The sequence below is a fragment of the Streptomyces sp. NPDC051020 genome (assembly GCF_040683105.1).
Lineage (GTDB): Bacteria > Actinomycetota > Actinomycetes > Streptomycetales > Streptomycetaceae > Streptomyces.
In genome coordinates, this window is record NZ_JBFBCG010000015.1 from 44,084 (window position 1) to 69,239 (window position 25,156).

Annotated in this window: 24 protein-coding genes and 1 pseudogene; 20 read left to right on the top strand and 5 right to left on the bottom strand. The window is 69.8% G+C overall.

Annotated elements, in window-relative coordinates; translation table 11 throughout:
• Positions 1-17: 17 nt before the first annotated feature.
• The 3 genes and pseudogenes from AB0N06_RS11090 to AB0N06_RS11100 all read right to left on the bottom strand — a co-directional run bounded on the left by AB0N06_RS11090 (position 18) and on the right by AB0N06_RS11100 (position 1,868).
• Entirely contained in the window at positions 18-977 is a 960-nt protein-coding gene (locus AB0N06_RS11090) for an LLM class flavin-dependent oxidoreductase (RefSeq protein ID WP_366134394.1), read from the bottom strand.
• A gap of 278 nt (positions 978-1,255) precedes the next feature.
• A pseudogene (locus tag AB0N06_RS11095) lies at positions 1,256-1,429 on the bottom strand (cytosine permease); the annotation flags it as partial.
• Positions 1,430-1,706: 277 nt separating this feature from the next.
• Positions 1,707-1,868 (bottom strand): hypothetical protein, encoded by a 162-nt coding sequence (locus tag AB0N06_RS11100; protein ID WP_366134395.1) that lies wholly within the window; start codon positions 1,866-1,868, stop codon positions 1,707-1,709.
• A gap of 108 nt (positions 1,869-1,976) precedes the next feature.
• Here AB0N06_RS11100 and ftsY point away from each other — a divergent pair, with 108 nt between their 5' ends.
• A complete protein-coding gene (gene ftsY / locus AB0N06_RS11105; RefSeq protein ID WP_366134396.1) occupies positions 1,977-3,188 on the top strand; it encodes a signal recognition particle-docking protein FtsY in 1,212 nt (403 codons plus the stop codon).
• Positions 3,189-3,321: 133 nt separating this feature from the next.
• On the opposite strand, the gene AB0N06_RS11110 is transcribed toward ftsY, so the two are convergent.
• Positions 3,322-3,987, bottom strand: coding sequence for a bifunctional DNA primase/polymerase (locus tag AB0N06_RS11110; RefSeq protein WP_366134397.1), 666 nt, complete (start codon positions 3,985-3,987; stop codon positions 3,322-3,324).
• Positions 3,988-4,418: 431 nt separating this feature from the next.
• On the opposite strand from AB0N06_RS11110, the gene AB0N06_RS11115 reads away from it, so the two are divergent.
• The 6 genes from AB0N06_RS11115 (at position 4,419) to ftsH (ending at position 14,267) form a co-directional block, all read left to right on the top strand.
• Positions 4,419-5,894 (top strand): hypothetical protein, encoded by a 1,476-nt coding sequence (locus AB0N06_RS11115; RefSeq protein WP_366134398.1) that lies wholly within the window; start codon positions 4,419-4,421, stop codon positions 5,892-5,894.
• Between the two features lie 370 nt (positions 5,895-6,264).
• Positions 6,265-7,620, top strand: a complete 1,356-nt coding sequence (locus tag AB0N06_RS11120; RefSeq protein WP_366134399.1) for an ammonium transporter — start codon at positions 6,265-6,267, stop codon at positions 7,618-7,620.
• The gene (locus AB0N06_RS11125) at positions 7,617-7,955 is read left to right on the top strand and encodes a P-II family nitrogen regulator (protein ID WP_366134400.1); all 339 of its coding nucleotides are present in this window, start codon (positions 7,617-7,619) and stop codon (positions 7,953-7,955) included. Before AB0N06_RS11120 ends, AB0N06_RS11125 begins: the two co-directional genes overlap by 4 nt.
• A 31-nt stretch (positions 7,956-7,986) precedes the next feature.
• Complete coding sequence (locus AB0N06_RS11130) at positions 7,987-10,437, top strand: [protein-PII] uridylyltransferase (RefSeq protein WP_366134401.1); 2,451 nt, start codon at positions 7,987-7,989, stop codon at positions 10,435-10,437.
• 133 nt (positions 10,438-10,570) lie between these two features.
• Positions 10,571-12,121, top strand: a complete 1,551-nt coding sequence (gene ffh, locus AB0N06_RS11135; protein ID WP_366134402.1) for a signal recognition particle protein — start codon at positions 10,571-10,573, stop codon at positions 12,119-12,121.
• Between the two features lie 232 nt (positions 12,122-12,353).
• Positions 12,354-14,267: an ATP-dependent zinc metalloprotease FtsH gene (ftsH, locus tag AB0N06_RS11140; protein ID WP_366134403.1), complete on the top strand. Its 1,914-nt coding sequence runs from the start codon at positions 12,354-12,356 to the stop codon at positions 14,265-14,267.
• A gap of 27 nt (positions 14,268-14,294) precedes the next feature.
• On the opposite strand, the gene AB0N06_RS11145 is transcribed toward ftsH, so the two are convergent.
• Positions 14,295-15,164, bottom strand: a complete 870-nt coding sequence (locus AB0N06_RS11145) for a methyltransferase domain-containing protein (RefSeq protein ID WP_366134404.1) — start codon at positions 15,162-15,164, stop codon at positions 14,295-14,297.
• Between the two features lie 228 nt (positions 15,165-15,392).
• Between AB0N06_RS11145 and proS the strand changes: the two genes are divergently transcribed.
• The 13 genes from proS to AB0N06_RS11210 all read left to right on the top strand — a co-directional run bounded on the left by proS (position 15,393) and on the right by AB0N06_RS11210 (position 24,965).
• Positions 15,393-16,808, top strand: coding sequence for a proline--tRNA ligase (gene proS / locus AB0N06_RS11150; protein WP_366134405.1), 1,416 nt, complete (start codon positions 15,393-15,395; stop codon positions 16,806-16,808).
• A 227-nt stretch (positions 16,809-17,035) separates the two neighbouring features.
• Positions 17,036-17,629, top strand: coding sequence for a hypothetical protein (locus AB0N06_RS11155; RefSeq protein WP_030928573.1), 594 nt, complete (start codon positions 17,036-17,038; stop codon positions 17,627-17,629).
• A gap of 157 nt (positions 17,630-17,786) precedes the next feature.
• Positions 17,787-18,230 carry a 30S ribosomal protein S16 gene (gene rpsP / locus AB0N06_RS11160; RefSeq protein WP_037689851.1) on the top strand — a complete coding sequence of 148 codons (444 nt, stop codon included), beginning with the start codon at positions 17,787-17,789 and terminating at the stop codon, positions 18,228-18,230.
• Between the two features lie 2 nt (positions 18,231-18,232).
• Entirely contained in the window at positions 18,233-18,472 is a 240-nt protein-coding gene (locus AB0N06_RS11165) for an RNA-binding protein (protein ID WP_005311361.1), read from the top strand.
• 79 nt (positions 18,473-18,551) lie between these two features.
• Positions 18,552-19,121, top strand: a complete 570-nt coding sequence (rimM, locus tag AB0N06_RS11170) for a ribosome maturation factor RimM (protein ID WP_366134406.1) — start codon at positions 18,552-18,554, stop codon at positions 19,119-19,121.
• On the top strand, positions 19,121-19,942 hold the full coding sequence (trmD, locus tag AB0N06_RS11175; protein ID WP_366134407.1) for a tRNA (guanosine(37)-N1)-methyltransferase TrmD: 822 nt from the start codon (positions 19,121-19,123) through the stop codon (positions 19,940-19,942). The genes rimM and trmD overlap by 1 nt, the downstream gene beginning before the upstream one ends.
• A gap of 128 nt (positions 19,943-20,070) precedes the next feature.
• Entirely contained in the window at positions 20,071-20,421 is a 351-nt protein-coding gene (gene rplS, locus AB0N06_RS11180; protein WP_366134408.1) for a 50S ribosomal protein L19, read from the top strand.
• 263 nt (positions 20,422-20,684) lie between these two features.
• Positions 20,685-21,452 (top strand): signal peptidase I, encoded by a 768-nt coding sequence (lepB, locus tag AB0N06_RS11185; RefSeq protein ID WP_366134409.1) that lies wholly within the window; start codon positions 20,685-20,687, stop codon positions 21,450-21,452.
• On the top strand, positions 21,445-22,515 hold the full coding sequence (gene lepB / locus AB0N06_RS11190; RefSeq protein ID WP_366134410.1) for a signal peptidase I: 1,071 nt from the start codon (positions 21,445-21,447) through the stop codon (positions 22,513-22,515). The genes lepB (AB0N06_RS11185) and lepB (AB0N06_RS11190) overlap by 8 nt, the downstream gene beginning before the upstream one ends.
• Entirely contained in the window at positions 22,421-23,314 is an 894-nt protein-coding gene (lepB, locus tag AB0N06_RS11195; RefSeq protein WP_366134447.1) for a signal peptidase I, read from the top strand. The genes lepB (AB0N06_RS11190) and lepB (AB0N06_RS11195) overlap by 95 nt, the downstream gene beginning before the upstream one ends.
• Positions 23,315-23,365: 51 nt before the next feature.
• Positions 23,366-24,115 carry a signal peptidase I gene (lepB, locus tag AB0N06_RS11200; RefSeq protein WP_366134411.1) on the top strand — a complete coding sequence of 250 codons (750 nt, stop codon included), beginning with the start codon at positions 23,366-23,368 and terminating at the stop codon, positions 24,113-24,115.
• Positions 24,105-24,593 carry an NUDIX hydrolase gene (locus tag AB0N06_RS11205; protein WP_366134412.1) on the top strand — a complete coding sequence of 163 codons (489 nt, stop codon included), beginning with the start codon at positions 24,105-24,107 and terminating at the stop codon, positions 24,591-24,593. Before lepB (AB0N06_RS11200) ends, AB0N06_RS11205 begins: the two co-directional genes overlap by 11 nt.
• Positions 24,594-24,656: 63 nt before the next feature.
• Entirely contained in the window at positions 24,657-24,965 is a 309-nt protein-coding gene (locus AB0N06_RS11210) for a DUF2469 domain-containing protein (protein ID WP_003965949.1), read from the top strand.
• Positions 24,966-25,156: the final 191 nt, after the last annotated feature.

Below are 25,156 nucleotides of genomic sequence, written 5' to 3' on the forward strand. Positions count from 1 at the left end.
GATCGTCCCTGCGTACGTCAGCCGGTGATCGCCTCGCAGAACAGCCGCAGGCTGCGCCACCCCTCCTCGACCGGCATTCCGCCGCACAGCGGATGCAGCACCAGGCTGTCGGCGTCCAGTGCGGCCAGCTGCTCCGGGGTGACGATCCGGTAGGTCCCTTCGTCCCGCAGTTCCGCCACCGTCGTGGCCGCCGAGTGCACGGCCGACCGGATGTCCTTCGACTGCCAGGAGGCGTAGGTCCGCGCCTCGTGCAGGAAGTGCTCGCCGTACCGGTCCCACGTCCGCGCCGGATCCTCCGACACATGCAGCAACGGCGTCTGCGCCGCCGGCATCATGCAGAAGCCCTCCGTCCCGTGCTCCGCGCGCCGCTCGTGGTAGTACGCCTCGAGTTCCGGCAGATGCGCGCTCGGGAAGAACGGCAGCCCCAGCCGGGCCGCCCGCCGCGCCGCCGCCCGCGAGCTGCCGCCGACCAGCAGCAGCGGATGCGGCTGGGTGTACGGGCGTGGGGTGACCCGGACGGTACGGCCGCGGTACGGGAACGGCTCACCGGTCCACGCCTGTAACAGGGTCTCCAGCAGCTCGTCCTGGAGCCGGCCGCGCCTGCCCCATTCGACGCCCGCCTGTTCGTACTCCTCGGGCCGGTAGCCGATACCCGCGACCGTGACCAGCCGGCCCGCGCTCAGCAGGTCGAGGACCGCGATGTCCTCGGCCAGCCGCAGTGGATCGTGCAACGGCCCGAGGACCGCCGAGACCGTGACTGCGATCCGGCGGGTGGCGCCGAAGACCGACCCGGCGAAGACGAAGGGGGAGGGCAGCCAGGAATTGGCCGCGCCGTGGTGTTCCTCGGTCTGCACGGTGTCCACGCCGTGCGCGTCTGCGTACGCGGCCATCTCGAGCGCCGCGCGGTAGCGGTCCGACAGGGACGCGGGGGTGGCATCGGGATCGACGAGATTGAACCGGACCACTGTGAAGGCCATGACGCGTGTCCCCTTCGCCGGGCGGGTTTGGCGAGGCGGGACAGTAGCTGACGCAGCGTCAGAAGTGTAGGGGAGTTGTCGTCCTTGTGCCCGGCGGGCCGCGGCGCGGCAGCAGTGCGCACAGTCCCCCGGAGGCGGCGATCGTGGCTCTCCGGCCCAGACCGTTGCGTCCGATCCGGGTGGCGGCCAGTGGGTCGGCCGGAGAGCCACGTCACACCCGTGGACAGCAGTCCTACCGTCAGCCCCGCACCCCATGCCCCGACAGCGGGCACGGCGAAGCCGCCGGTGTACCAGTAGGTGTCCGCGGGGCCGGTGTCCAGCGGCGTCGCCGCATCGTGCGTACGCCCCCACATCTGATCCACTCCGAATACGCCGATCCACGCCGAGAACATCACAACGAGCACGGTCGGAAAGGCGAAGAACGAATTCAGGAAACTCGTCGCCACCGTCATCAGCAGACTCCCCGGAAGGAGACTGATCGCGGCATTCACGCCGATCGCTCAGGTGCGAGGGAGCGCGAATCCCGGTGCCTGTGCGGTGAAACCGGCCGAATGTATAGCGCATTGATCAGCGCGATTCCGACCGCGGCAGTCGGCAGCTACGGCAGGGCGCCGATGAAGGCGACCGGGTCATTGCTGACCGCCAGGCCTGGGGCCCCACCGCCATCACCGCGCCCACCACCAGCGGCAGAACGACGAGCACCGCACCGCCCACCGTCGCCCCGACCAGCTACCAGCGACCAGCGACCGGCCCGACGCGGTCTGCGGCAGACAGCGCGTGAAGTCCGGAGCGGTCGGTGCCCGGCTTGGCGGCGGCCCAGGCGGGGAAGAAGGTGCGGATCCGGCCGGTGCGCTCGCCGTCGGGGACGGGGTCCAGGCCGCGGGTCTCCACGAGCAAGATCGTCCCTTTACCGCCAAAAGGGCCATAACGGCCTTTCGCATCCCGGAGTGGTCCTCCGGGGCCGCCACTGACGGGCATGTGACTGATACTGGGTGGGTTATGGAATTCGTCATCCTTGCTGTAGTCATCGCCGCCCTGGTCGTGGCCGGCCTGATCAGCGGGCTCGTGGTCAGCGGCCGCAAGAAGAAGCAGCTGCCCCCGGCACCGTCGAGCACGCCGACCCTCACTCCCGCCGAACCCCATGTCGGCGAGGAAGCCGAGACACCGCGCGAGGAACCGCGCCGCACCATCGAGGAGGCTGGTCCCGCCGGCGCCGAGGCTCCCGCCGAGGAAGCTCCGGCAGTCGCCGAACCGGCGGCGCCCGCAGCCCCCGCGCTGGAGATCCCGGAGCCCACCGCAGGCCGTCTCGTACGGCTGCGCGCCCGGCTCGCCCGTTCGCAGAGCACCCTTGGCAAGGGACTGCTCACGCTTCTGTCCCGCGACAACCTTGACGAGGACACCTGGGAGGAGATCGAGGACACCCTCCTCACCGCCGATGTCGGCGTCGCCCCCACCCAGGAGCTGGTGGAGCGGCTCCGGGAGCGCGTCCGCGTCCTCGGTACCCGTACCCCCGAGGGGCTGCGCGGCCTGCTGCGCGAGGAGCTCCTGGCACTGCTCGGCACCGACTTCGACCGTGCGGTCAAGACGGAGAGCGGTGTCGACACGCCCGGCGTCGTGATGGTCGTCGGCGTCAACGGCACCGGCAAGACCACCACCACGGGCAAGCTGGCCCGGGTCCTCGTCGCCGACGGCCGCAGCGTGGTGCTCGGCGCGGCCGACACCTTCCGTGCCGCCGCCGCCGACCAGCTCCAGACCTGGGGCGAGCGCGTCGGCGCCCGGACCGTGCGCGGACCCGAGGGCGGCGACCCGGCGTCGATCGCCTTCGACGCGGTGAAGGAGGGTATCGCCGAGGGGGCCGATGTCGTCCTCATCGACACCGCCGGCCGGCTGCACACCAAGACCGGGCTCATGGATGAGCTCGGCAAGGTCAAGCGCGTCGTCGAGAAACACGGCCCGCTCGACGAGATCCTGCTCGTCCTCGACGCCACGACCGGGCAGAACGGCCTGGTTCAGGCACGGGTATTCGCCGAGGTCGTCGACATCACCGGCATTGTTCTCACCAAGTTGGACGGCACCGCCAAGGGTGGCATCGTCATCGCCGTCCAGCGCGAACTGGGCGTACCGGTGAAGCTCGTGGGTCTCGGCGAGGGACCGGACGATCTGGCTCCGTTCGAGCCGGAGGCGTTCGTCGACGCACTGATCGGCGACTGACGGGCCGACTGCGGCTCCTCCGCCCCCGAACGCCGGGCGGGCTCGACAGCGAGCCCGCCCGGCGTCGCGTTCCTGCCGCCCTTGCGAGCGCACGCACCGGACGCCGCCTGGCCCGCCCTACGGGCGGACGACGCTACTTTCGAAACACGCCCTCGGAGCGATGGCAGATGTACGCCAGAGTGCCCAGCAGCAGCCGCGCCTGCGGCGGCGTGGCCGCCGTGTCCAGGACCGGCGGACGCAGCCAGCGGACCGGCCCGAGACCGCCTTCGTCCGACGGCGGTGCGGTGATGTGGCAGCCGTGCCCCAGCGCCCGCAGATCCAGATCCGCGTCGTCCCAGCCCATCCGGTACAGCAGCTGCGGAAGTTCGGCGGCGGCGCCCGGCGCAACGAAGAACTGCGCCCTCCTGGACGGCGTCATGGCCACCGGGCCGAGCGGCAGGCCCATCCGTTCCAGTCGCACCAGAGCCCGCCGCCCGGCCTGTTCGGCGACGTCGAGCACGTCGAACGTGCGCCCCACCGGCAGCAGCATCGAAGCGCCTGGCACCTCCGCCCATGCGCGTGTCGCCATGTCCAGTGTGGCGCCCGCCGGTACCTCGTCGGCGAACTCCAGCGGATGAGCGCCGGGGGAGGGGCAGGCGGTGTCCCCGCAGGAGCACCTCCCGGCCGCGGCCCGCGCCCCCGGCGCGACGGCCCAGCCCCACAGTCCTGTGTACTCGGCCACCGCGGTGCACTCGGCCGCACGGCCTCGGCGCCGTGAGCCGGATCGCATCTCCCGGATGCCGCCGATCGTGAAGCCCATACCCCCTCCAACGGGTCCGGCTCGCCGGTGGTTACGACGCGGAGAATCGTTGTGACACTCCGTCGCCCCGCCGATCCGGCAGCGCCCGGATGGTGCCCGGGGTCGTGCCACACGAGCCACGCGCCCCTGCGCGCATCACTGCGTCGGCTGCTGATCGTCGTCTGTCAAGTGAATCGCGCCGGGCGGCAGGCGCGTTCATTCGAAGGGGTGGCGAATGGTGGCGTTTCTGTGAATGCCGTCGCGGGTCGGTGATCGTAGGATTACCGTCGGTACACGAACCATGGAAGGAGGAGGTATGTGCGCCTGTGGGTATGCCGGAGGCAACCCGATTTCCTGTTCGATGGTGCACAACCTCCGTACGGACGGCTTCGGCTCACGGGATTCTGATGAGTGGTTCGCGCGACAGTATTCAGCGGGATGGGGGCGTTCCAGTGAGTGGCAGCGGCGCAGGCGATTCGAATGCCGGTAAGCGCCCGAACGGGCAATTGGGATCATGGTTCGTGCGCAGCGGCTGGTCGAAGGGCGAGCTGGCACGGCAGGTGAACCGCAGGGCGCGCCAAATGGGCGCCCACCACATCAGCACCGACACCTCCCGGGTGCGGCGCTGGCTCGACGGCGAGCAGCCGCGCGAACCGATCCCGCGCATCCTCTCCGAGCTCTTCTCCGAGCGCTTCGGCACTGTCGTCGCCGTAGAGGACATCGGGCTGCGCTCCGCCCATCAGTCACCGTCGGTGTCCGGCGTCGACCTGCCCTGGGCGGGCCCGCAGACCATCGCCCTGCTCAGCGAGTTCTCCCGCAGTGACCTGATGCTCGCCCGCCGCGGCTTCCTCGGCACCTCGCTCACCCTTGCCGCGGGCCCGACCCTCGTCGAACCCATGCAGCGCTGGCTGGTGCCGGTCGCCGCAGCGGCACCCGCGGAGCCCGAGTTGCCGGCCGCCGCCCGGCGCCCCTCCCGGCTCTCCGGCCCCGAGCTCGACCTGCTGGAATCCACCACCGTGATGTTCCGCCGGTGGGACGCGCAGTGCGGCGGCGGACTGCGACGCAAGGCCGTCGTGGGGCAGCTGCACGAGGTCACCGACCTGTTGCAGGAACCGCAGCCCGCGGCCACCGCCAAGCGGCTCTTCCGGTGTGCGGCCGAACTCGCCGAGCTGGCGGGCTGGATGAGTTACGACGTCGGTCTCCAGCCCACGGCCCAGAAGTACTTCGTCCTCGCGCTGCACGCCGCGAAGGAGGCCGGCGACAAGCCGCTGGGCAGTTATGTCCTGTCCAGCATGAGCCGCCAGATGATCCACCTCGGACGGCCCGACGACGCCCTCGAACTCATCCATCTCGCCCAGTACGGCAGCCGGGACTGCGCCACCCCGCGCACCCAGGCCATGCTGTATGCGATGGAGGCCCGCGCATACGCCAACATGGGCCAGCCCAGTAAATGCAAGCGAGCCGTCCGAATGGCCGAGGACACGTTCCTCGACGCCGGGATCGACGGCGAGCCGGAACCCGACTGGATCCGCTTCTTCTCCGAGGCCGAACTCAACGGCGAGAACTCCCACTCGTACCGTGACCTGGCCTATGTGGCCGGCCGCAGCCCCACGTACGCCTCGCTCGCCGAGCCGATCATGAAGAAGGCCGTCGATCGCTTCGGCGAGGACGACGAGCACCAGCGGTCGTACGCGCTGAACCTGATCGGCCTCGCCACCGTCCATCTCCTCAAGCGCGAACCCGAACAGTCCACGGTGCTTGCCGAGCGGGCCCTGCGGGTCGCCAAGAAGGTCCGCTCCGAGCGCGTCAGCACGCGGCTGCGCAAGACCGTCGACACCGCCGCCAGGGACTTCGGCGACATTCCCGCGGTCGCCCAGCTCACCGATGTCCTCACCGAGCAGCTGCCCGAGACCGCCGAAGCGGTCTGACCGGGCACCCCTTACTCCGGCCACGCCGACCACCCCGCACAGACCGACTTCGGCTCCCCCTTGCCAGGTCAGCGGGTGATCGGCGTGGCCGGTTCGCGTTCCCGTTCCCGTACTTCAGAGTTGTCACCGCACCGTATGCGGCCACGGCCGCAGGGTAGGTCCGGCCCCGGATACGCCACGTGCGGTTCATGAGGACGTAACACGCCCCACCCCTTCGTCACTGCGGCGAAACACCGTGCGGCATCGGCGGAAACCGCGCTGGGCGAATCTCATGGCGCATAAGACCGACCGGCACCTTTTCCACAGTGGTCCCGCACGTGGTCCCGCAGGTTTCGCCCCACGCGGCCGCACCGACGACGAGGAGACGCCGATGCCTCCAGGCATCACGACGCTTGCCGCAGACGCCCCGACGCTGTCTGCCGCCAACACCGGGTTCATGCTCATCTGCTCGGCTCTGGTGATGATCATGACCCCGGCCCTCGCCTTCTTCTACGGAGGCATGGTCCGCGTCAAGAGCACCCTCAACATGCTGATGATGAGCTTCATCAGCCTCGGGATCGTGACGATCCTGTGGGTGCTCTACGGATTCAGCCTCGCCTTCGGTACCGACAACGGCTCGTTCATCGGCTGGAGCTCGGACTTCGCCGGCCTGAGCGGGATCGGCATCACACAGCTCTGGGACGGCCACACCATTCCGGTCTATGCGTTCGCCGTCTTCCAGCTGATGTTCGCCGTCATCACCCCGGCCCTGATCAGCGGCGCTCTCGCCGACCGCGTCAAGTTCACCTCCTGGTCGCTGTTCGTCGCCCTGTGGGTGACCGTCGTCTACTTCCCGGTCGCGCACTGGGTGTGGGGCGCGGGCGGCTGGCTCTTCGAGTTCGGCGTCATCGACTTCGCCGGTGGTACGGCCGTCCACATCAACGCCGGTGCGGCAGCCCTCGGCGTGATCCTCGTCATCGGCAAGCGCGTCGGCTTCAAGAAGGACCCGATGCGGCCGCACAGCCTGCCGCTCGTCATGCTCGGCGCCGGTCTGCTGTGGTTCGGCTGGTTCGGCTTCAACGCCGGCTCGTGGCTCGGCAACGACGACGGCGTCGGCGCGGTCATGTTCCTCAACACGCAGGTCGCCACGGCCGCCGCGATGCTCGCCTGGCTCGGCTACGAGAAGATCCGCCACGGCTCCTTCACCACCCTCGGTGCCGCCTCCGGCGCGGTCGCCGGACTCGTCGCCATCACCCCGTCCGGCGGTGCGGTCAGCCCGCTCGGCGCCATCGCCGTCGGTGCGATCGCCGGTGTCCTCTGCGCCATGGCGGTCGGCCTCAAGTACAAGTTCGGCTACGACGACTCCCTGGACGTCGTCGGCGTCCACCTCGTCGGCGGTGTCGCGGGCTCGCTCCTCATCGGCTTCTTCGCCACCGGCGGTGTCCAGTCCGACGCCAAGGGCCTCTTCTACGGCGGTGGCCTCGACCAGCTCGGCAAGCAGGCCGTCGGAGTCTTCGCGGTCCTCGCGTACTCTCTGGTCGTCTCCGCGGTCCTCGCCCTCCTCCTCGACCGGACGATCGGCATGCGGGTCGACGAGGACAGCGAGATCTCCGGCATCGACCAGATCGAACACGCCGAGACCGCGTACGACTTCAGCGGCGCCGGTGGCGGTGCGGCCCCGCGTACGGCCTCCACACCGGCACCGGAGAGCACGGCAGCAGCGCAGACCAAGAAGGTGGACGCATGAAGCTCATCACGGCAGTCGTGAAGCCGCACCGGCTCGACGAGATCAAGGAGGCCCTCCAGTCCTTCGGCATCCAGGGCCTCACGGTCACGGAGGCCAGCGGATACGGGCGCCAGCGCGGCCACACCGAGGTCTACCGGGGCGCCGAGTACACCGTCGACCTCGTCCCCAAGATCCGTATCGAGGTCCTCGTCGAGGACGAGGACGCCGAACAGCTCATCGACGTCGTGGTCGAGGCCGCCCGAACCGGCAAGATCGGAGACGGCAAGGTCTGGAGCGTTCCCGTCGAGACAGCCGTACGGGTCCGCACCGGCGAACGCGGCCCGGACGCACTCTGACCGACGGCCTCGCACACGGAAAGGCAGCTGGGTGACGAGCACCGAAGTGACCACCGAATCCGAAGACTCGGGACCCAGCGGCTACGCGGCGGCCCGACTGCGCCTCCTCCAGGAGAAGGCGCGGTCCGGGCCGCCACGCCGTGCGGCCCTCGCCTCACTCACCGACGACTGGCTGACCGCCCTGTTCGCCACCGCCACCGAACAGACCGGCGTCCGCGGCGCCGCCCTTGTCGCCGTCGGCGGCTACGGCCGCGGCGAACTCTCCCCGCGCAGCGACCTCGACCTCGTGCTCCTGCACGACGGCAGAGCCGACGCCGGAGCCATCGCCTCCCTCGCCGACCGCATCTGGTACCCCGTCTGGGACCTCGGCCTCGCCCTCGACCACTCCGTACGGACCCCCGGCGAAGCCCGGAAGACGGCCGCCGACGACCTCAAGGTGCAGCTCGGACTGCTCGACGCCCGGCCCGTCGCCGGAGACCTCGGCCTGGTCGCCGCGATGCGCACCGCAGTCCTCGCCGACTGGCGGAACCAGGCTCCCAAACGGCTTCCCGCCCTCGACGAACTCTGCCGCGAACGCGCCGAGCGCCAGGGCGAGCTCCAGTTCCTCCTCGAACCCGACCTGAAAGAGGCCCGCGGCGGCCTGCGCGACGCCACCGCCCTGCGCGCGGTTGCCGCCTCCTGGGTCGCCGACGCCCCCCGCGAAGGCCTCACCGAGGCCCGCCGCATCCTCCTCGACGCCCGCGACGCCCTGCACCTGACCACGGGCCGCGCCACCGACCGCCTCGCCCTCCAGGAACAGGACCAGGTCGCCACCGCCCTCGGCCTCCTCGACGCCGACGCACTGCTGCGCCAGGTGTACGAGGCCGCGCGCACCGTCTCGTACGCCACCGACGTCACCTGGCGCGAGGTCAACCGCGTCCTGCGCGCCCGGTCCGTACGCCCCCGGCTGCGCGCCATGCTGGGCGGCAGGACCGCCGCCACCGAACGCACCCCACTCGCCGAAGGCGTCGTCGAGGCCGACGGCGAGGTCGTCCTCGCCCGCACCGCCCGCCCCGAACGCGACGCCGTGCTGGTCCTGCGCGCCGCCGCCGCAGCCGCCCAGTCCGAACTGCCGATCTCCCGCCACGTCGTGCGCCGCCTCGCCGTCGCCGCCCGCCCGCTGCCCGTGCCCTGGCCCGCCGAGGCCCGTGAGGAACTCGTCACCCTGCTCGGCGCGGGCGAGGCCACCATCCCCGTCTGGGAGGCCCTCGAAGCGGAAGGGCTGATCACCCGGCTGCTGCCCGACTGGGAACGCGTCCACTGCCGCCCGCAGCGCAACCCCGTCCACACCTGGACCGTCGACCGTCACCTCGTCGAAGCGGCCGTCCGCGCCTCCTCGCTCACCCGCCGCGTCGGCCGCCCCGACCTCCTGCTCGTCGCCGCCCTGCTCCACGACATCGGCAAGGGCTGGCCGGGCGACCACTCCGCCGCCGGGGAGGTCATCGCCCGCGACGTCGCCACCCGGATCGGCTTCGACCAGCACGACGTGGGCGTCGTCGCCACCCTCGTACGCCATCATCTGCTGCTCGTCGAGACCGCCACCCGCCGCGACCTCGACGACCCGGCCACCGTCCGCTCCGTCGCCACCGCCGTCGGCAGCGCGTCCACGCTGGAACTCCTGCACGCCCTCACCGAGGCCGACGCGCTCGCCACCGGGCCCGCCGCCTGGTCCACCTGGCGCGCCTCCCTTGTCGCCGACCTCGTCACACGTGTCGCCGCGGTCCTCGCCGGCGAGGCAACCGCCGATCCGGAACCCGCCGCACCCAGTGCCGAACAGGAACGGCTCGCCATGGAAGCGCTGCGCACCGGCGAACCCGTCCTCGCCCTGCACACCCAGGCCGAGACCCCGTCCGAGGACGGCGAACCGGAACCCATCGGCGTCGAACTCCTCATCGCCCTTCCCGACCGCCCGGGCGTCCTGCCCGCCGCCGCCGGAGTCCTCGCCCTGCACCGTCTGACCGTCCGCGCGGCCGACCTGCGCGCCGTCGAACTCCCTACCGAGCTCGGCGAGTGCGCCGACGTGCTGGTGCTCAGCTGGCGAGTGGCGGCGGAGTACGGCTCCCTGCCGCAGGCAGCCCGGCTCCGCGCCGATCTCGTACGCGCCCTGGACGGTTCCCTCGACATCCGCGCCCGCCTCGCCGAACGCGAAGCCGCCTACCCGCGGCGCCGCGGGGTGAAGGCACCACCACCGCGGGTGACGGTCGCGGCGGCGGGCTCTCGGCTGGCGACCGTGATCGAGGTACGCGCCCAGGACGCCCCCGGGCTGCTGCACCGGATCGGGCGGGCGCTGGAACAGAGCGCGGTGCGGGTGCGCAGCGCCCACGTGTCGACGCTCGGCGCCAACGCGGTGGATGCCTTCTACGTCACAGGGACGGACGGGGAGCCGCTGTCCGACGCGCGCGCAACAGAGCTGGCCCGAGAGGTCGAGCGGGCCCTGGGCTGACTCCCGAGCGCTCCGCGGAAGGGCCCTCGTCCGTCACGAGAACCGGGCAAGGGCTTTGCGTTTCCCGGCGTCCGGATACCCTGGGGGACGACTGACCTGCACCCGACCCCGACCCCGAGGACCGACGAGCGCCGTGTTCGATACTCTCTCCGACCGCCTTAGCGCGACTTTCAAGAACCTCAGGGGCAAGGGCCGCTTGTCCGAGGCGGACATCGACGCCACGGCCCGCGAGATCCGTATCGCCCTGCTCGAGGCGGATGTCGCGCTGCCCGTCGTGCGCGCTTTCATCGCCAACGTCAAGGAGCGGGCGCGCGGCGTCGAGGTCTCCCAGGCGCTGAACCCCGCCCAGCAGGTCGTCAAGATCGTCAACGAGGAGCTTGTCGGCATCCTCGGTGGCGAGACCCGGCGGCTGCGGTTCGCCAAGAACCCGCCCACCGTGATCATGCTCGCGGGTCTGCAGGGTGCCGGTAAGACCACCCTCGCCGGAAAGCTCGGCCTCTGGCTCAAGGGCCAGGGCCACTCCCCGCTGCTCGTCGCCTGTGACCTCCAGCGCCCCAACGCCGTCAACCAGCTGAGCGTCGTCGCCGACCGCGCAGGCGTGGCGGTCTATGCCCCGCAGCCGGGCAACGGCGTCGGTGACCCCGTCCAGGTCGCCAAGGACTCCATCGAGCACGCCCGCTCCAAGCAGTACGACGTGGTCGTCGTCGACACCGCCGGCCGCCTCGGTATCGACGAGGAGCTGATGCAGCAGGCCGCGGACATCCGCGATGCCGTCAGCCCCGACGAGATCCTCTTCGTCGTCGACGCGATGATCGGCCAGGACGCGGTCAACACCGCCGAGGCCTTCCGCGACGGCGTCGGCTTCGACGGCGTGGTGCTCTCCAAGCTCGACGGTGACGCTCGCGGTGGTGCGGCCCTGTCGATCGCCCACGTCACGGGCAAGCAGATCATGTTCGCGTCGAACGGTGAGAAGCTCGAGGACTTCGACGCCTTCCACCCCGACCGCATGGCGTCCCGCATCCTCGACATGGGTGACCTGCTCACCCTGATCGAGCAGGCGGAGAAGACCTTCAGCCAGGAAGAGGCCGCCAAAATGGCCTCCAAGCTGGCGTCCAGCAAGGGCAAGGACTTCACGCTCGACGACTTCCTGGCCCAGATGGAGCAGGTCAGGAAGATGGGCTCCATCTCCAAGCTGCTCGGCATGCTGCCCGGCATGGGGCAGATCAAGGACCAGATCAACAACATCGACGAGCGCGACGTGGACCGTACCGCCGCGATCATCAAGTCGATGACGCCGCACGAGCGCCAGGAACCGACGATCATCAACGGCTCGCGCCGGGCCCGTATCGCCAAGGGCTCCGGTGTCGAGGTGTCCGCCGTGAAGAACCTGGTGGAGCGGTTCTTCGAGGCGCGCAAGATGATGTCGAAGATGGCGCAGGGCGGCGGCATGCCCGGCATGCCGGGGATGCCCGGCATGGGTGGCGGCGCGGGCCGGCAGAAGAAGCAGGTCAAGCAGGCCAAGGGCAAGCGCAAGAGCGGCAACCCGATGAAGCGGAAGGCCGAGGAGCAGGCCGCGGCCGCCCGTCGCGAGCAGGCGGCGGCGCAGGGTGGCGCGTTCGGTCTTCCGGCGCAGGAGGACCAGAAGTTCGAGCTTCCCGACGCGTTCAAGAAGTTCACGGGCTGACACCCGACGCTCTCAGGGGCACACGGATAAGAGGCACGCGACGCCGCCCCACCTATGTGAGCGGCCTCTCAGGGGCATTCGCCATGGGCGGGTGCCCCTTACCGGTGTCACCCGGCTGCGCGCCCGGATCGCGTCGGCATCCCTCCACGGGCCCAGTGGACAGCTTCTCCGAGGGCTTTGATCGTATTTCTCCTTTAATGTCAGCTCAACGGCTGTCGGCAGAGGAGCGCGCGTGACCAATCCCGTACCGCCACGCGATCGGACCGACCAGCCGTGGCGGTCCGAAGGTGCCCCACCGCCCGCGCCGCAGGGCCGGAAGATGCCGGGCGGCTGGGGCCGACTGCTGCTGACCGCGCTGGCCGTCTATCTGATCGCCAACCTGGTGCTGTCCTTCTTCAACGGCACGAACGAGCCGACCATCGCGTACACGGAGTTCAGCAAGCAGGTCACGGCGGGCAACGTCTCCAAGATCTACTCCAAGGGCGATTCCATCCAGGGGCAGCTCAGGAAGGAGGCGAAGGTCCCCGGCACCGACCGGACGTACTCGAAATTCGTCACCCAGCGACCCGCGTTCGCCGCCGACAACCTCTGGGCCGAGCTGGTCAAGGAGGACGTCACCGTCACCGCCGAGCCGGTCGTCAAGGAACGCAGTTTCCTCGCCAACCTGCTGATCTCGCTGGCGCCGATGCTGGTGCTCGTCCTGCTCTGGGTGCTCATCGCCCGGCGGATGTCCCGCGGCATGGGTGGCGGGATGGGCGGCTTCGGCCGCAAGGCCCCGCCCAAACCGGTCGAACTGGAGGCGGGCAAGCGCACCACCTTCGAGGATGTGGCCGGCATCGATGAGGTCGAGGGCGAACTCAGCGACGTCGTCGACTTCCTGAAGAACCCGCAGCAGTACCGGCGGATGGGCGCCCGGATGCCTGGGGGAGTGCTGCTCGCGGGTCCGCCCGGCACCGGCAAGACCCTCCTGGCGCGGGCCGTCGCCGGCGAGGCGGGCGTGGCGTTCTTCTCCGCCTCCGCCTCCGAGTTCATCGAGATGATCGTCGGCGTCGGCGCCGGCCGGGTACGGGAACTGTTCGCCGAGGCCCGCAAGGTCGCCCCCGCCATCGTCTTCATCGACGAGATCGACACCATCGGCCGGGCCCGCGCCGGCGGCTCCGGCATGGGCGGTCATGACGAGCGCGAACAGACGCTGAACCAGATCCTCACCGAGATGGACGGCTTCTCCGGATCGGAAGGCGTCGTCGTCCTCGCCGCGACCAACCGCGCCGACGTCCTCGACCCCGCCCTCACCCGGCCCGGCCGCTTCGACCGGATCGTCCAGGTGAGTCCTCCCGACCGGAGCGGCCGGGAGGCCATCCTGAAGATCCACACCCGGCAGATCCCGCTCTCCGACGACGTGAGTCTCGCCCAGGTGGCGCGGACCACCCCCGGCATGACCGGTGCCGACCTCGCCAACCTCGCCAACGAAGCCGCGCTTCTCGCCGTCAAGCGCAAGCAGTCCGAGGTCAGCCAGACCGACCTGTCGGACGCCCTGGAGAAGGTCCAGCTCGGAGCCGAACGACCGCTCGTCATGCCGGTGGAGGAGCGGCGCAGGACGGCGTACCACGAGAGCGGCCACGCTCTGCTCGGCATGGTCCAGCCGGGCGCCGACCCTGTGCGCAAGGTGACCATCGTGCCGCGCGGCCGGGCCCTCGGCGTCACTCTCTCGACGCCGGACGCCGACAGGTACGCGTACACCGAACCGTATCTGCGCGGCCGCATCATCGGCGCCCTCGGCGGCATGGCCGCGGAACAGGTGGTCTACGGAGTGGTCACCACGGGCTCGGAGAGCGACCTGGAACAGGTCACCAGTCTGGCGCGCGGAATGGTCGGACGCTGGGGGATGAGCAGCAAGGTCGGCAGGCTGACGGCGATCCCCGGAGACGTCCAGCAGGCGTACGGACTCTCGGCGGCGCCGGCCACGCTGGACGCCGTGGACGACGAGATGCGGCGGATCGTCGACGAGTGCTACATCGAGGCGCAGCGGCTGCTGCGCGAGCACCGGGAGAAGCTGGACGCGCTGGCGTCGGCGCTGCTGCAGAACGAGACGTTGGACGAGGAGGCGGCCTACCGGGCAGCCGGTGTCCCGCGCCTGGCCAAGTAGGACCGCCCCGTCGCGTTGGCACCTGCTTCAGGAGGTGCAGACGAGATAGCGGAACACATTCGGCATCCACACCGTGCCGTCCTGGCGCCGGTGCGGGTGCAGTGCCTCCGCGACTTCCTTCTCCACCTGGGAGCGGTCCGTCGCCCGCACCGCCGCATCGAACAGCCGTGTCGACAGCAGCCCGCGCACCGCGCTGTCCAGGTCCGCGTAGCCGAACGGGCACGCCACCCGCCCCGAGCCGTTCGGATTCAGTCCGGCCCGGAACGCCACGTCCTCGAGATCGTCCCTGCGCGCCGGGCGCCAGCCGCCCGCGCGGGGCGCCCGCGCCCCGTCGGTGAGCCGGGCCGCCACCCGGAGCACCGCCGCGGTCGCGCACCGCTCGGGGGGACCCCAGCCGGCCAGCACCACCGAACTGCCCCGGGCGAGCAGCGGCAGGGCGGACTCCAGGGCGGGCAGCAGCCCTTCGGAGTCGCCCGCCGAGCAGCCGATCGGGGTGAACGCGGTGAGCAGGTTGTACGGGACACCGTCGGCCGGTGCGGCGGCGGACGGATCGCCGGCGAAGAGCTGGGGCAGCCGGGCCGGGGCCGGATCGGGACCGCCGTCCCACGCCGCTTCTGGCAGGAGCCGTTCGCGGGCCAGGTCAAGGCGTTCACGGTCGGTGTCGACGCCGGTGACGCGAGCCCCGCGGGCGGCCGCGATCAGCAGCGCGAGCCCGGAGCCGCAGCCGAGGGAGAGCATCCGTGTACCGGCTCCGACTTCGAGCCGGTCGTACACCGCTTGGTACAGCGGCGCGAGCATCCGCTCCTGGATCTCGGCCCAGTCACGAGCACGGGTTGCGGGGTCCACCGGGGCGGACGGATCCGTCTGCCCGTGGTGCCGGACGAGCGTTGGTGTCATGGAAAGCGCCCCAATCCGCCGAGAGGTAGGTCGTTCCCGAGTGATGGACGGCCCCCGTGTGTGCGTGCCCCCACTCCCCCCGTATGTCAGAGAACTGCGCATCCGCGGCCGCGTCCAGAGGGCGGAGGGCAATGGTTGTGCGCCTCGGTGGTGCGCCCCCGCAGACAGTCGGCCGTGACCGGTCCCGTCACTCCGTGGGAAAGGCGATGTCGCCGTACGATGCGCGCCATGGCAAAGGCACCCGTTCTCACACCCCAGGCCGAGGACTTTCCCCGCTGGTACCAGGATCTGATCAACAAAGCCGAACTCGCGGACAACGGCCCGGTGCGCGGCACCATGGTCATCCGACCGTACGGATACGGCCTGTGGGAGCGGATGCAGCAGGAGCTGGATATCCGTATCAAGCACGCGGGCGCCCAGAACGCCTACTTCCCGCTCTTCATCCCCCAGTCTTACCTGACACGCGAGGCCGAGCACGTCGAGGGCTTCGAACCCGAGCTGGCCATCGTCACCCACGGCGGCGGGAAGGACCTCGAAGAGCCCGTGGTGGTGCGGCCGACGTCCGAAACGATCATCAACGAGTACTTCTCGAAATGGGTGCAGAGCTACCGGGATCTGCCCCTGTTGATCAACCAGTGGGCGAACGTCGTCCGCTGGGAGATGCGCCCGCGGGTCTTTCTCCGTACGACCGAATTCCTCTGGCAGGAGGGCCACACGGCCCACGCGACCTACGAGGACGCCCGCGACTACGCCGCGTACATCCACCGGGACGTCTACGCGGACTTCATGACCCAGGTCCTCGGCATCGATGTGGTGCTCGGCCGCAAGCCCCCGAGCGAACGGTTCGCGGGCGCCATCAACACCCTCACGCTCGAATCGATGATGGGCGACGGCAAGGCCCTGCAGATGGGTACGAGCCATGAGCTCGGCACCAACTTCGCCAAGGCGTTCCACACCGAGTACCTGTCCCGGGAGGGCAGGCAGGAGCTGGTCTGGCAGACCTCCTGGGGCTCCTCGACCCGGATGGTCGGCGGTCTGATCATGTCCCACGGTGACGACCGGGGACTCCGCGTCCCGCCGCGGCTCGCCGCCGTGCAGGCGGTCGTCCTCGCGATCAAGGAGGACGACGCGGTGCTGACCGCGGTCCGCGAGATCGGCGACCGGCTGCGGGAGGCCGGGATCAGGGTCCAGATCGACGACCGTACCGACACCCCGTTCGGCCGCCGCGCGGTCGACTGGGAGCTGAAGGGTGTGCCCGTACGGATCGAGATCGGTCCGCGCGACCTGGAGAACGGCACCGCGATGCTGGCCCGCCGTATCCCCGGTGGGAAGGAGCCCGTCGCGATCAAGGCACTGCCGACCCTGCTCCCTGCGGTCCTGGAGGAGGACCAGGCGACGCTGTTGCGCGAGTCCAGGGCCCGCCGCGAGTCCCGCACCAGCGAGGTGTCCACCGTCGACGAGGCCGCGGAGGCGGCGGTCGCGGGCGGCTGGGCGCGTATCGCGTGGGACGTCCTCGGCCCGGCGGGGGAGGCCCGGCTCGCGGAGCACGGGGTGTCGGTACGGTGTCTGGTGGCCGAGGACGGGTCGGTGCCGGAGTCGGACGACGCCCCGGGTACTGTCGCCGTCGTGGCCCGCGCCTACTGACCCCTAGCGCGCTCCCGGAGTCGTCGGAACCCCGGCGCGGAGGCATTGTCTACGTACCGGGGCGTATCCGGCACTACGTACCGCCTTGGTGTGAGCTGTGAGAGTTCTCCACAGATCTGCGCACCCGCCCTCGTCCGGGCGCATCAACGGCAACTGACTGGTACGTGCAAATTATTTGGGATGCCCCGGAATAGGAACACCGGGGCACTCGCGCTCGTTGTCACGACGTGAGCACGACACCACCTGTACTTGCCGCAGAGCTGGCACAGGCGTGGGCCGACATTCAGCGGTACCACCCCGAGCTGCCCGATCTTGCCGCGCCAGAGTCCCTGATCGGAGAGTCCTCGTCCGCCTGTGGCGCCGAGCTCTCCTTCGAGCGACTGCTGCATGAGGCAGTCCATGGAATCGCCGCCGCACGAGGTGTCCGCGACACCTCCCGCGCCGGCCGCTACCACAACCGCAGATTCCTCGCGATCGCCGAGGAGTTGGGCCTCGACCATGCCGAGGAGCCCCACCCCAGCAGTGGCTTCTCGCTGGTCACGCTCAATCCCGAGGCGAAGCGCAGGTACCGCCCGACGATCGAGCGGTTGCAGCGCGCCCTCAAGGCGCACACGGTCGCCACCGCCGCCGACACCAAGCGCTCCTTCCGCGGGCCCGCCGCCCGGCACGGCTCCTCCGGTGGAGGCGTGCGGGTCAAGGCCGTCTGCGACTGCGGACGCAACGTCCGGGTCGTTCCCTCGGTCCTCGCCCAGGCGCCGATCGTCTGCGGTGGCTGCGGGAAGCCGTTCCGTATCCCGGAAGCCGCGGTCGCGGTGGGGTGACCCGACGTGGTGTGGCACAATGGCAAGCTGTACTCGACAGTCGCACAGGACCCCTCTCTCCTCCGGCTGACGCGTCCATCGGGCACCCGAGTACCGCAACCCCACGTGGCATCTTCGTTGTGCCCAACCACGTCATAGACCAGGAGACACCACTCCCGTGGCAGTCAAGATCAAGCTGAAGCGTCTGGGCAAGATCCGTTCGCCTCACTACCGCATCGTCGTCGCCGACTCCCGTACCCGCCGTGACGGCCGGGCCATCGAGGAGATCGGTCTGTACCACCCGGTGCAGAACCCCTCGCGCATCGAGGTCAACTCGGAGCGTGCGCAGTACTGGCTGTCTGTCGGCGCCCAGCCGACCGAGCCGGTTCTCGCGATCCTGAAGCTCACCGGTGACTGGCAGGCCCACAAGGGTCTCCCGGCCCCCGCGCCGCTGCTGCAGCCGGAGCCCAAGGCTGACAAGCGCGCCCTGTTCGAGGCCCTGGCCAAGGACACCGGCGAGGAGTCCAAGGGCGAGGCCATCACGCAGAAGGCAAAGAAGTCCGACAAGAAGGCTGACGAGGCTGCTGACGCTGCCGCGCCCGCCGAGTCGACCGAGGCCTGAGCATGCTCGAGGAGGCTCTCGAGCACCTCGTGAAGGGCATCGTCGACAACCCCGACGATGTGCAGGTCGCCTCGCGCAACCTGCGCCGTGGTCGTGTGCTGGAGGTCCGGGTTCACCCCGATGACCTCGGCAAGGTGATCGGCCGCAACGGCCGCACCGCACGCGCACTGCGAACCGTCGTGGGCGCCATCGGCGGCCGTGGCATCCGCGTCGACCTCGTCGACGTGGACCAGGTTCGCTGACAGAGTTGAACACCGGCACGGGCCGGGGAGGGCCATGCGCCCGCCCCGGCCCGTCGTCGTATGACAGGAGAGACACAAGGTGCAGCTGGTAGTTGCGCGGATCGGCCGCGCCCACGGCATCAAGGGCGAGGTCACCGTCGAGGTACGCACGGACGAGCCGGAACTCAGGCTCGGACCCGGGGCCGTACTCACCACCGACCCGGCCGCGAACGGACCGCTGACGATCGAGACCGGCCGGGTGCACAGCGGCAGGCTGCTGCTGCGTTTCGAGGGCGTGCGCGACCGTACGGCGGCCGAGGCCCTCCGGAACACCCTGCTGATCGCCGATGTCGACCCGGCGGAACTTCCGGAGGACCCCGAGGAGTTCTACGACCACCAGCTCATCGACCTCGATGTGGTCCTCGCCGACGGCACCGAGATCGGCCGGATCACCGAGATCTCGCACCTGCCGTCCCAGGACCTCTTCATCGTGGAGCGCCCGGACGGCAGCGAGGTGATGATCCCGTTCGTCGAGGAGATCGTCACCGAGATCGATCTGGAGGAGCAGCGCGCGGTCATCACCCCGCCGCCCGGCCTGATCGACGGCAGCCAGGCCGTGGTCGCCTCCGCGCGGGACGACGAGGCTGCCCAGCAGGAGAGCGAAGCCTGATGCGGCTCGACGTCGTCACGATCTTCCCCGAGTACCTGGAACCGCTGAACGTCTCGCTCGTCGGCAAGGCCCGCGCCCGCGGCCGCCTCGATGTGCACGTGCACGATCTGCGGGACTGGACGCACGACCGGCACCACACGGTCGACGACACCCCGTACGGCGGCGGTCCCGGCATGGTCATGAAGACCGGTCCGTGGGGCGACGCCCTGGACGAGACCCTGGCGGACGGGTACGAGGCGGGGGCGCACTCCCCGGTGCTCGTGGTGCCCACGCCCAGCGGCCGCCCGTTCACCCAGAAGCTCGCCGTGGAACTCTCCGAGCGGCCGTGGCTGATCTTCACCCCGGCCCGCTACGAGGGCATCGACCGTCGGGTCATGGACGAGTACGCCACCCGGATACCGGTCGTCGAGGTCTCCATCGGTGACTACGTGCTGGCCGGCGGGGAAGCCGCCGTGCTCGTGATCACGGAGGCGGTGGCCCGGCTGCTGCCCGGCGTGCTCGGCAACGCCGAGTCGCACCGCGACGACTCCTTCGCCCCCGGCGCCATGGCCGATCTGCTGGAGGGCCCGGTCTTCACCAAGCCGCCCGAGTGGCGCGGCCGGGGCATTCCGGACGTCCTGCTCAGCGGTCACCACGGGAAGATCGCGCGCTGGCGGCGGGACGAGGCGTTCCGCCGCACCGCGCTCAACCGGCCCGATCTGATCGAGCGCTGCGAGGCAAGCGCCTTCGACAAGAAGGACCGTGAGATCCTCTCCATCCTCGGCTGGTCCCCGGAGCCCGGTGGCCGATTTTGGCGCAGGCCCGAAGCCGTGGAAGAATGAGCCGCTGCTGTGCGTCCGGTGTGCGCCCCTGCCACAGGGGGAACGACGCCCGCCCGACGCGATCAGCACCCCATCTCCTTACGATCTCCCGTCGATGACCTGTGGCATCGGCGAAGAAAGCAGACAACATGGCTTCCCTGCTCGATGGCGTCAACGCCGCTTCCCTGCGTACGGACATCCCGGCGTTCCGTCCCGGTGACACCGTCAACGTCCACGTGCGAGTGATCGAGGGCAACCGCTCCCGTATCCAGCAGTTCAAGGGCGTAGTCATCCGCCGCCAGGGCTCTGGCGTCAGCGAGACCTTCACGGTCCGCAAGGTCTCCTTCAGCGTCGGCGTCGAGCGCACCTTCCCGGTGCACAGCCCGATCTTCGAGAAGATCGAGCTCGTCACCCGCGGTGACGTCCGTCGCGCCAAGCTGTACTACCTCCGTGAGCTGCGCGGCAAGGCCGCGAAGATCAAGGAGAAGCGCGACAACTGAGCCAGTGCCCCTTCCGGCAGGTTTTGCCCCGTCGCAAACACCGCCGGTCACGGCACTAGTGCCCCTCCCGGCAAGCTTTGCCCCGTCGCGCCGCCCAGCACGCCCGCTCGCCGCGTTGGCCAAAAGCCCTGGTAGCTCCGCTACAAGGACTTCCGGCCGCCTTGCGAGCGCACGCGCCGGACGACGCTCCTCACGGGGCAAACATTGCCGGTCACGGCACTAGCTCCCAGCTCCACGGTTCGGCCGGATAAGCTCTGGCCCCGATGGACATGGAAGCAGAGCACACGGAGCGCGACCGCTCTTCCGCACCCGAAGCAGGGGCGGAGGGGAGGTCGCGCTCTTTGCGTATCGCGGACCGGTTCGCCTCCTTTTCGTGGCGGCGCGCAGCCTTCCTCGGCGCCGTCTGCTCGGTCTTCCTGCTGCTCTTCAGTACCTATGTGCTGCAGCCGTTCCTGATCCCCAGTGGCTCGATGGAGTCCACCCTGCGGGTGGGGGACCGGGTGCTCGTCAACAAACTGGCGTACCGTTTCGGCTCCGTACCGCACCGCGGTGACGTGGTGGTCTTCGACGGCACCGGATCCTTCGTCCAGGTGGCACCCGCCGAGAATCCCGTCACCGGGCTGCTGCACGGCGCGGCAGCGTCCCTGGGGCTGGCGGAACCTGCCGAGACCGACTTCGTGAAGCGGGTGGTGGGCGTGGGGGGCGACCGGGTGGTCTGCTGCGACAAGCGGGGCAGGATCGAGGTGAACGGGCAGCCGGTGGACGAGGAGTATCTCCATTCCGGCGACGACCCGTCCCGCGTGGCCTTCGACATCGTCGTCCCCGACGGCAGGCTGTGGATGATGGGCGACCACCGGAGCAACTCCCGCGACTCCCGTGACCATCTCGGAGAGCCCGGCGGCGGCATGGTGCCGGTCGACATGGTCATCGGCCGGGTGGACTGGATCGGCTGGCCGCTGGGCCGGCTGGGCTCGATCCCGGAGACCCGCGCCTTCGACTCGGTACGGCTACCCGGCGGGACGCATGGGTAACCGCGGACGGGCGAGCGGCGCGTCCGACGCCGACGTTCCGCTGCCGACCGGCACCAGGGCGACGGTCGCGCGCTCGCTGCCGACCCGGGCGGAGCGGCGCAGGCTGGCACGCCGGGTCAAACGGCGGCGGCGCAGGTCCGCCGTGAAGGAGATACCCCTCCTCATCACCGTGGCGCTGCTCATCGCACTCGTCCTCAAGACGTTCCTGGTGCAGGCCTTCGTGATCCCGTCCGGGTCGATGGAGCAGACGATCCGGATCGGCGACCGGGTGCTGGTGGACAAGCTGACGCCCTGGTTCGGATCCAGGCCCCAGCGCGGCGACGTGGTCGTCTTCAAGGACCCGGGGAACTGGCTGGGACAGGAGAACGTCGCGAAGAAGGATCCCCCCGTCGTCGTCAAGCAGGTGAAGGAAGTGCTGACCTTCATCGGGCTGCTGCCGTCCGACGACGAACAGGACCTGATCAAGCGGGTCATCGCCGTCGGCGGTGACACCGTGAAGTGCTGTGACAAGGACGGCAGGGTCACCGTCAACGGCGTACCGCTCGACGAGCCCTATCTGTATCCGGGCAATCCGCCCTCCACGCTCAAATTCGAGGTAAAGGTTCCGGCCGGCCGAATCTTCGTCATGGGCGACCACCGCTCCAATTCCGCCGATTCGCGCTTCCACCTGGACGAGCCGGATCACGGCACGGTCTCCGAGGACGAGGTCGTGGGGCGGGCTGTCGTCATCGCCTGGCCCTTCGGGCACTGGCGGAGACTGGAAGAGCCCGAGACGTTCGCTTCGGTCCCGGACGCGCGCGCCGGGACGTCGGTGGCGTACGTACCGTCGAATAGTGTGTCGTCCCAGGACCTCAATGGAATGGTCCGGCTCCCGACCCCTGCGGAACTCCCGCTCGTTATGGGAGTGGTGGGCCTGCACCGACTAGGGGGCAGGCGGTGGCACGGAGTGAGGAGTGGATGTGGGGGATTTGGCGGTCGGCGCACGATCCGGACACGACGAACCCGAGGACCGGCCCGAGAGCGAAAGGTCTGCCGAGGCGACGCCGGGCCGGGCGGAGAGTGACGGCGATTCCCCGGACGGTGGTGGCAGCGCTCCGGGGAAGCCACGCTCCTTCTGGAAGGAGCTGCCCCTGCTCATCGGCATCGCGCTGGTTCTGGCGCTGCTGATCAAGACGTTTCTGGTGCAGGCGTTCTCGATTCCCTCGGACTCGATGCAGAACACGCTCCAGAGGGGCGACCGGGTGCTGGTCGACAAGCTGACCCCCTGGTTCGGCTCCGAGCCGCAGCGCGGCGAGGTCGTGGTCTTTCACGACCCGGGCGGCTGGCTGGTGGACGGCGAGTCGACGCCGGAACCCAACCTTGCGCAGAAGTTCCTCAGCTTCATCGGACTGATGCCGTCCGCCGAGGAGAAGGACCTGATCAAGCGGGTCATCGCGGTCGGCGGCGACACGGTGGAGTGCAGGAAGAACGGGCCGGTCGTGGTCAACGGCAAGGCGCTGGACGAGCAGTCGTTCATCTACCCGGGGAACACCCCGTGCAACGACGAGCCGTTCGGTCCGATCAAGGTGCCCGAGGGCCGTATCTGGGTGATGGGTGACCACCGTCAGAACTCCCTGGACTCCCGCTACCACCAGGAGCTGCCCGGTATGGGCACGGTCTCCACGGACGAGGTGGTCGGCCGGGCCATCGTGGTGGCATGGCCGATCAACCGCTGGGCGACCCTGCCGGTCCCGAGCACCTTCGACCAGCCGGGGCTGAACGCCGCGATGGGGCTGGCGCCGGGAGCACTCGGTGTAGCCGGAGCGCTGCCTCTCGTGTTGTGGCGTCGCAAGAGGCTGACCGCCGGGCGTACTGCCGGGTAGGGTGCCGACTCGGATCAGCGATTGTCGATCTCCGAGGTGGGGGACGCTGGGATGAGTGGAACAGGACGTAGGGGTGACGGCCACGGCCGGCTCGGCAGCATGCTGTCGGGGCTGGCCGTGGCCGTCGGCTGTGTGCTCTTCCTCGGCGGGTTCGCCTGGGCGGCGGTGGTGTACAAGCCGTACACCGTGCCGACCGAATCGATGACGCCGACGGTGAACGCGGGTGACCGGGTGCTCGCGGAGCGGGTGGACGGCGCCGAGGTGCGCCGCGGTGACGTGGTGGTCTTCAAGGACCCCGCGTGGGGCGACATGCCCATGGTGAAGCGGGTCGTCGGCATCGGTGGCGACAGGATCGCCTGCTGCGAGAAGAACGGCCGGCTCACCGTCAACGGCAAGCCCATTGAGGAACCGTATCTGCAGACCAAGGGCCTCGCCTCGGTGAAGGACTTCACGGCGGAGGTGCCCAAGGGGCAGCTCTTCCTCCTCGGGGACGAGCGCAGCGGCTCCCTGGACTCCCGGGTCCACCTGGACGACCCGGGGCAGGGTTCGGTACCGCGCAGTGCCGTGCAGGCCCGGGTGGACGCCATCGCATGGCCGATGAACGGGATGATCGAGCGACCGCAGGCGTTCGCGGACCTTCCCGGCGGGGTGTCGAAGCCCGGACCGCTGAAGCTGCAGATCGGGGCCGTGGTGGCGGGTGTGGTGCTCATCGTCGGCGGCGCGGCGTACGGGCCGATCGCGGCGCGGTCCGCACGGAGCAGGCGCGGACAGGGCGGGAAGGTGCCTGCGGGTGCCCGCTGAGACCCGGAGGGTCGCCCGGGTGATCCTGCTTGACCCCGACGACCGCATTCTGCTGATGCACGGCTACGAACCGGACAACCCCGACATCACCTGGTGGTTCACGCCCGGAGGTGGCCTGGAGGGCGACGAGACCCGCGAGGAGGCCGCGCTGCGCGAGCTCGCCGAGGAGACCGGGATCACAGACGTCGAGCTCGGCCCCGTGCTCTGGCAGCGTATCTGCTCCTTCCCGTTCGACGGGCGGCGCTGGGACCAGGACGAGTGGTACTACCTGGCACGAACCACGCAGACCGACACGGATCTGAGCGGGCTCACAGGGCTGGAACAGCGCAGTGTCTCGGGCCTGAGGTGGTGGACCTGCGCCGAACTGTCGGCGGCGCGTGAGACGGTGTACCCGACCAGGCTCGCCGGGCTGCTGCGCACGCTGCTCGACGAGGGTCCGCCACGTACGCCAGTGGTTCTGGCCCCCGAAATCGCCTAAGCCTTCGGGGGCGCGGGAGCCTGGCGCACAATAGGTGGACGCACGCTGAAGGGGAACATGCCAATGAGCGCCGAGGACCTCGAAAAGTACGAGACCGAGATGGAGCTGAAGCTCTACCGGGAGTACCGAGATGTCGTCGGTCTGTTCAAATATGTGATCGAGACCGAACGGCGTTTCTACCTCACCAACGACTACGAGATGCAGGTGCACTCGGTTCAGGGTGAGGTCTTCTTCGAGGTGTCCATGGCGGACGCGTGGGTCTGGGACATGTACCGGCCCGCCCGGTTCGTCAAGCAGGTACGCGTCCTGACCTTCAAGGACGTCAACATCGAAGAACTCAACAAGAGCGATCTCGAACTCCCGGGCGGCTGAGACCGACCGGCATTTGGGGGGCGGCGTCACGGGGCTGGGGCACGCACCTCGCGGCGTTGTCGTCCCACACCATGGCTCCTTCCCCAAGCTCTCGGCTTCGCTCGAGCAGGGGAGACCCCATCCGGCTCAATCCTCCGCCTTGCGAGGCACGCACCCCAGCCCCGCTCCTTCACCCTCCCCCCATTGCCGGT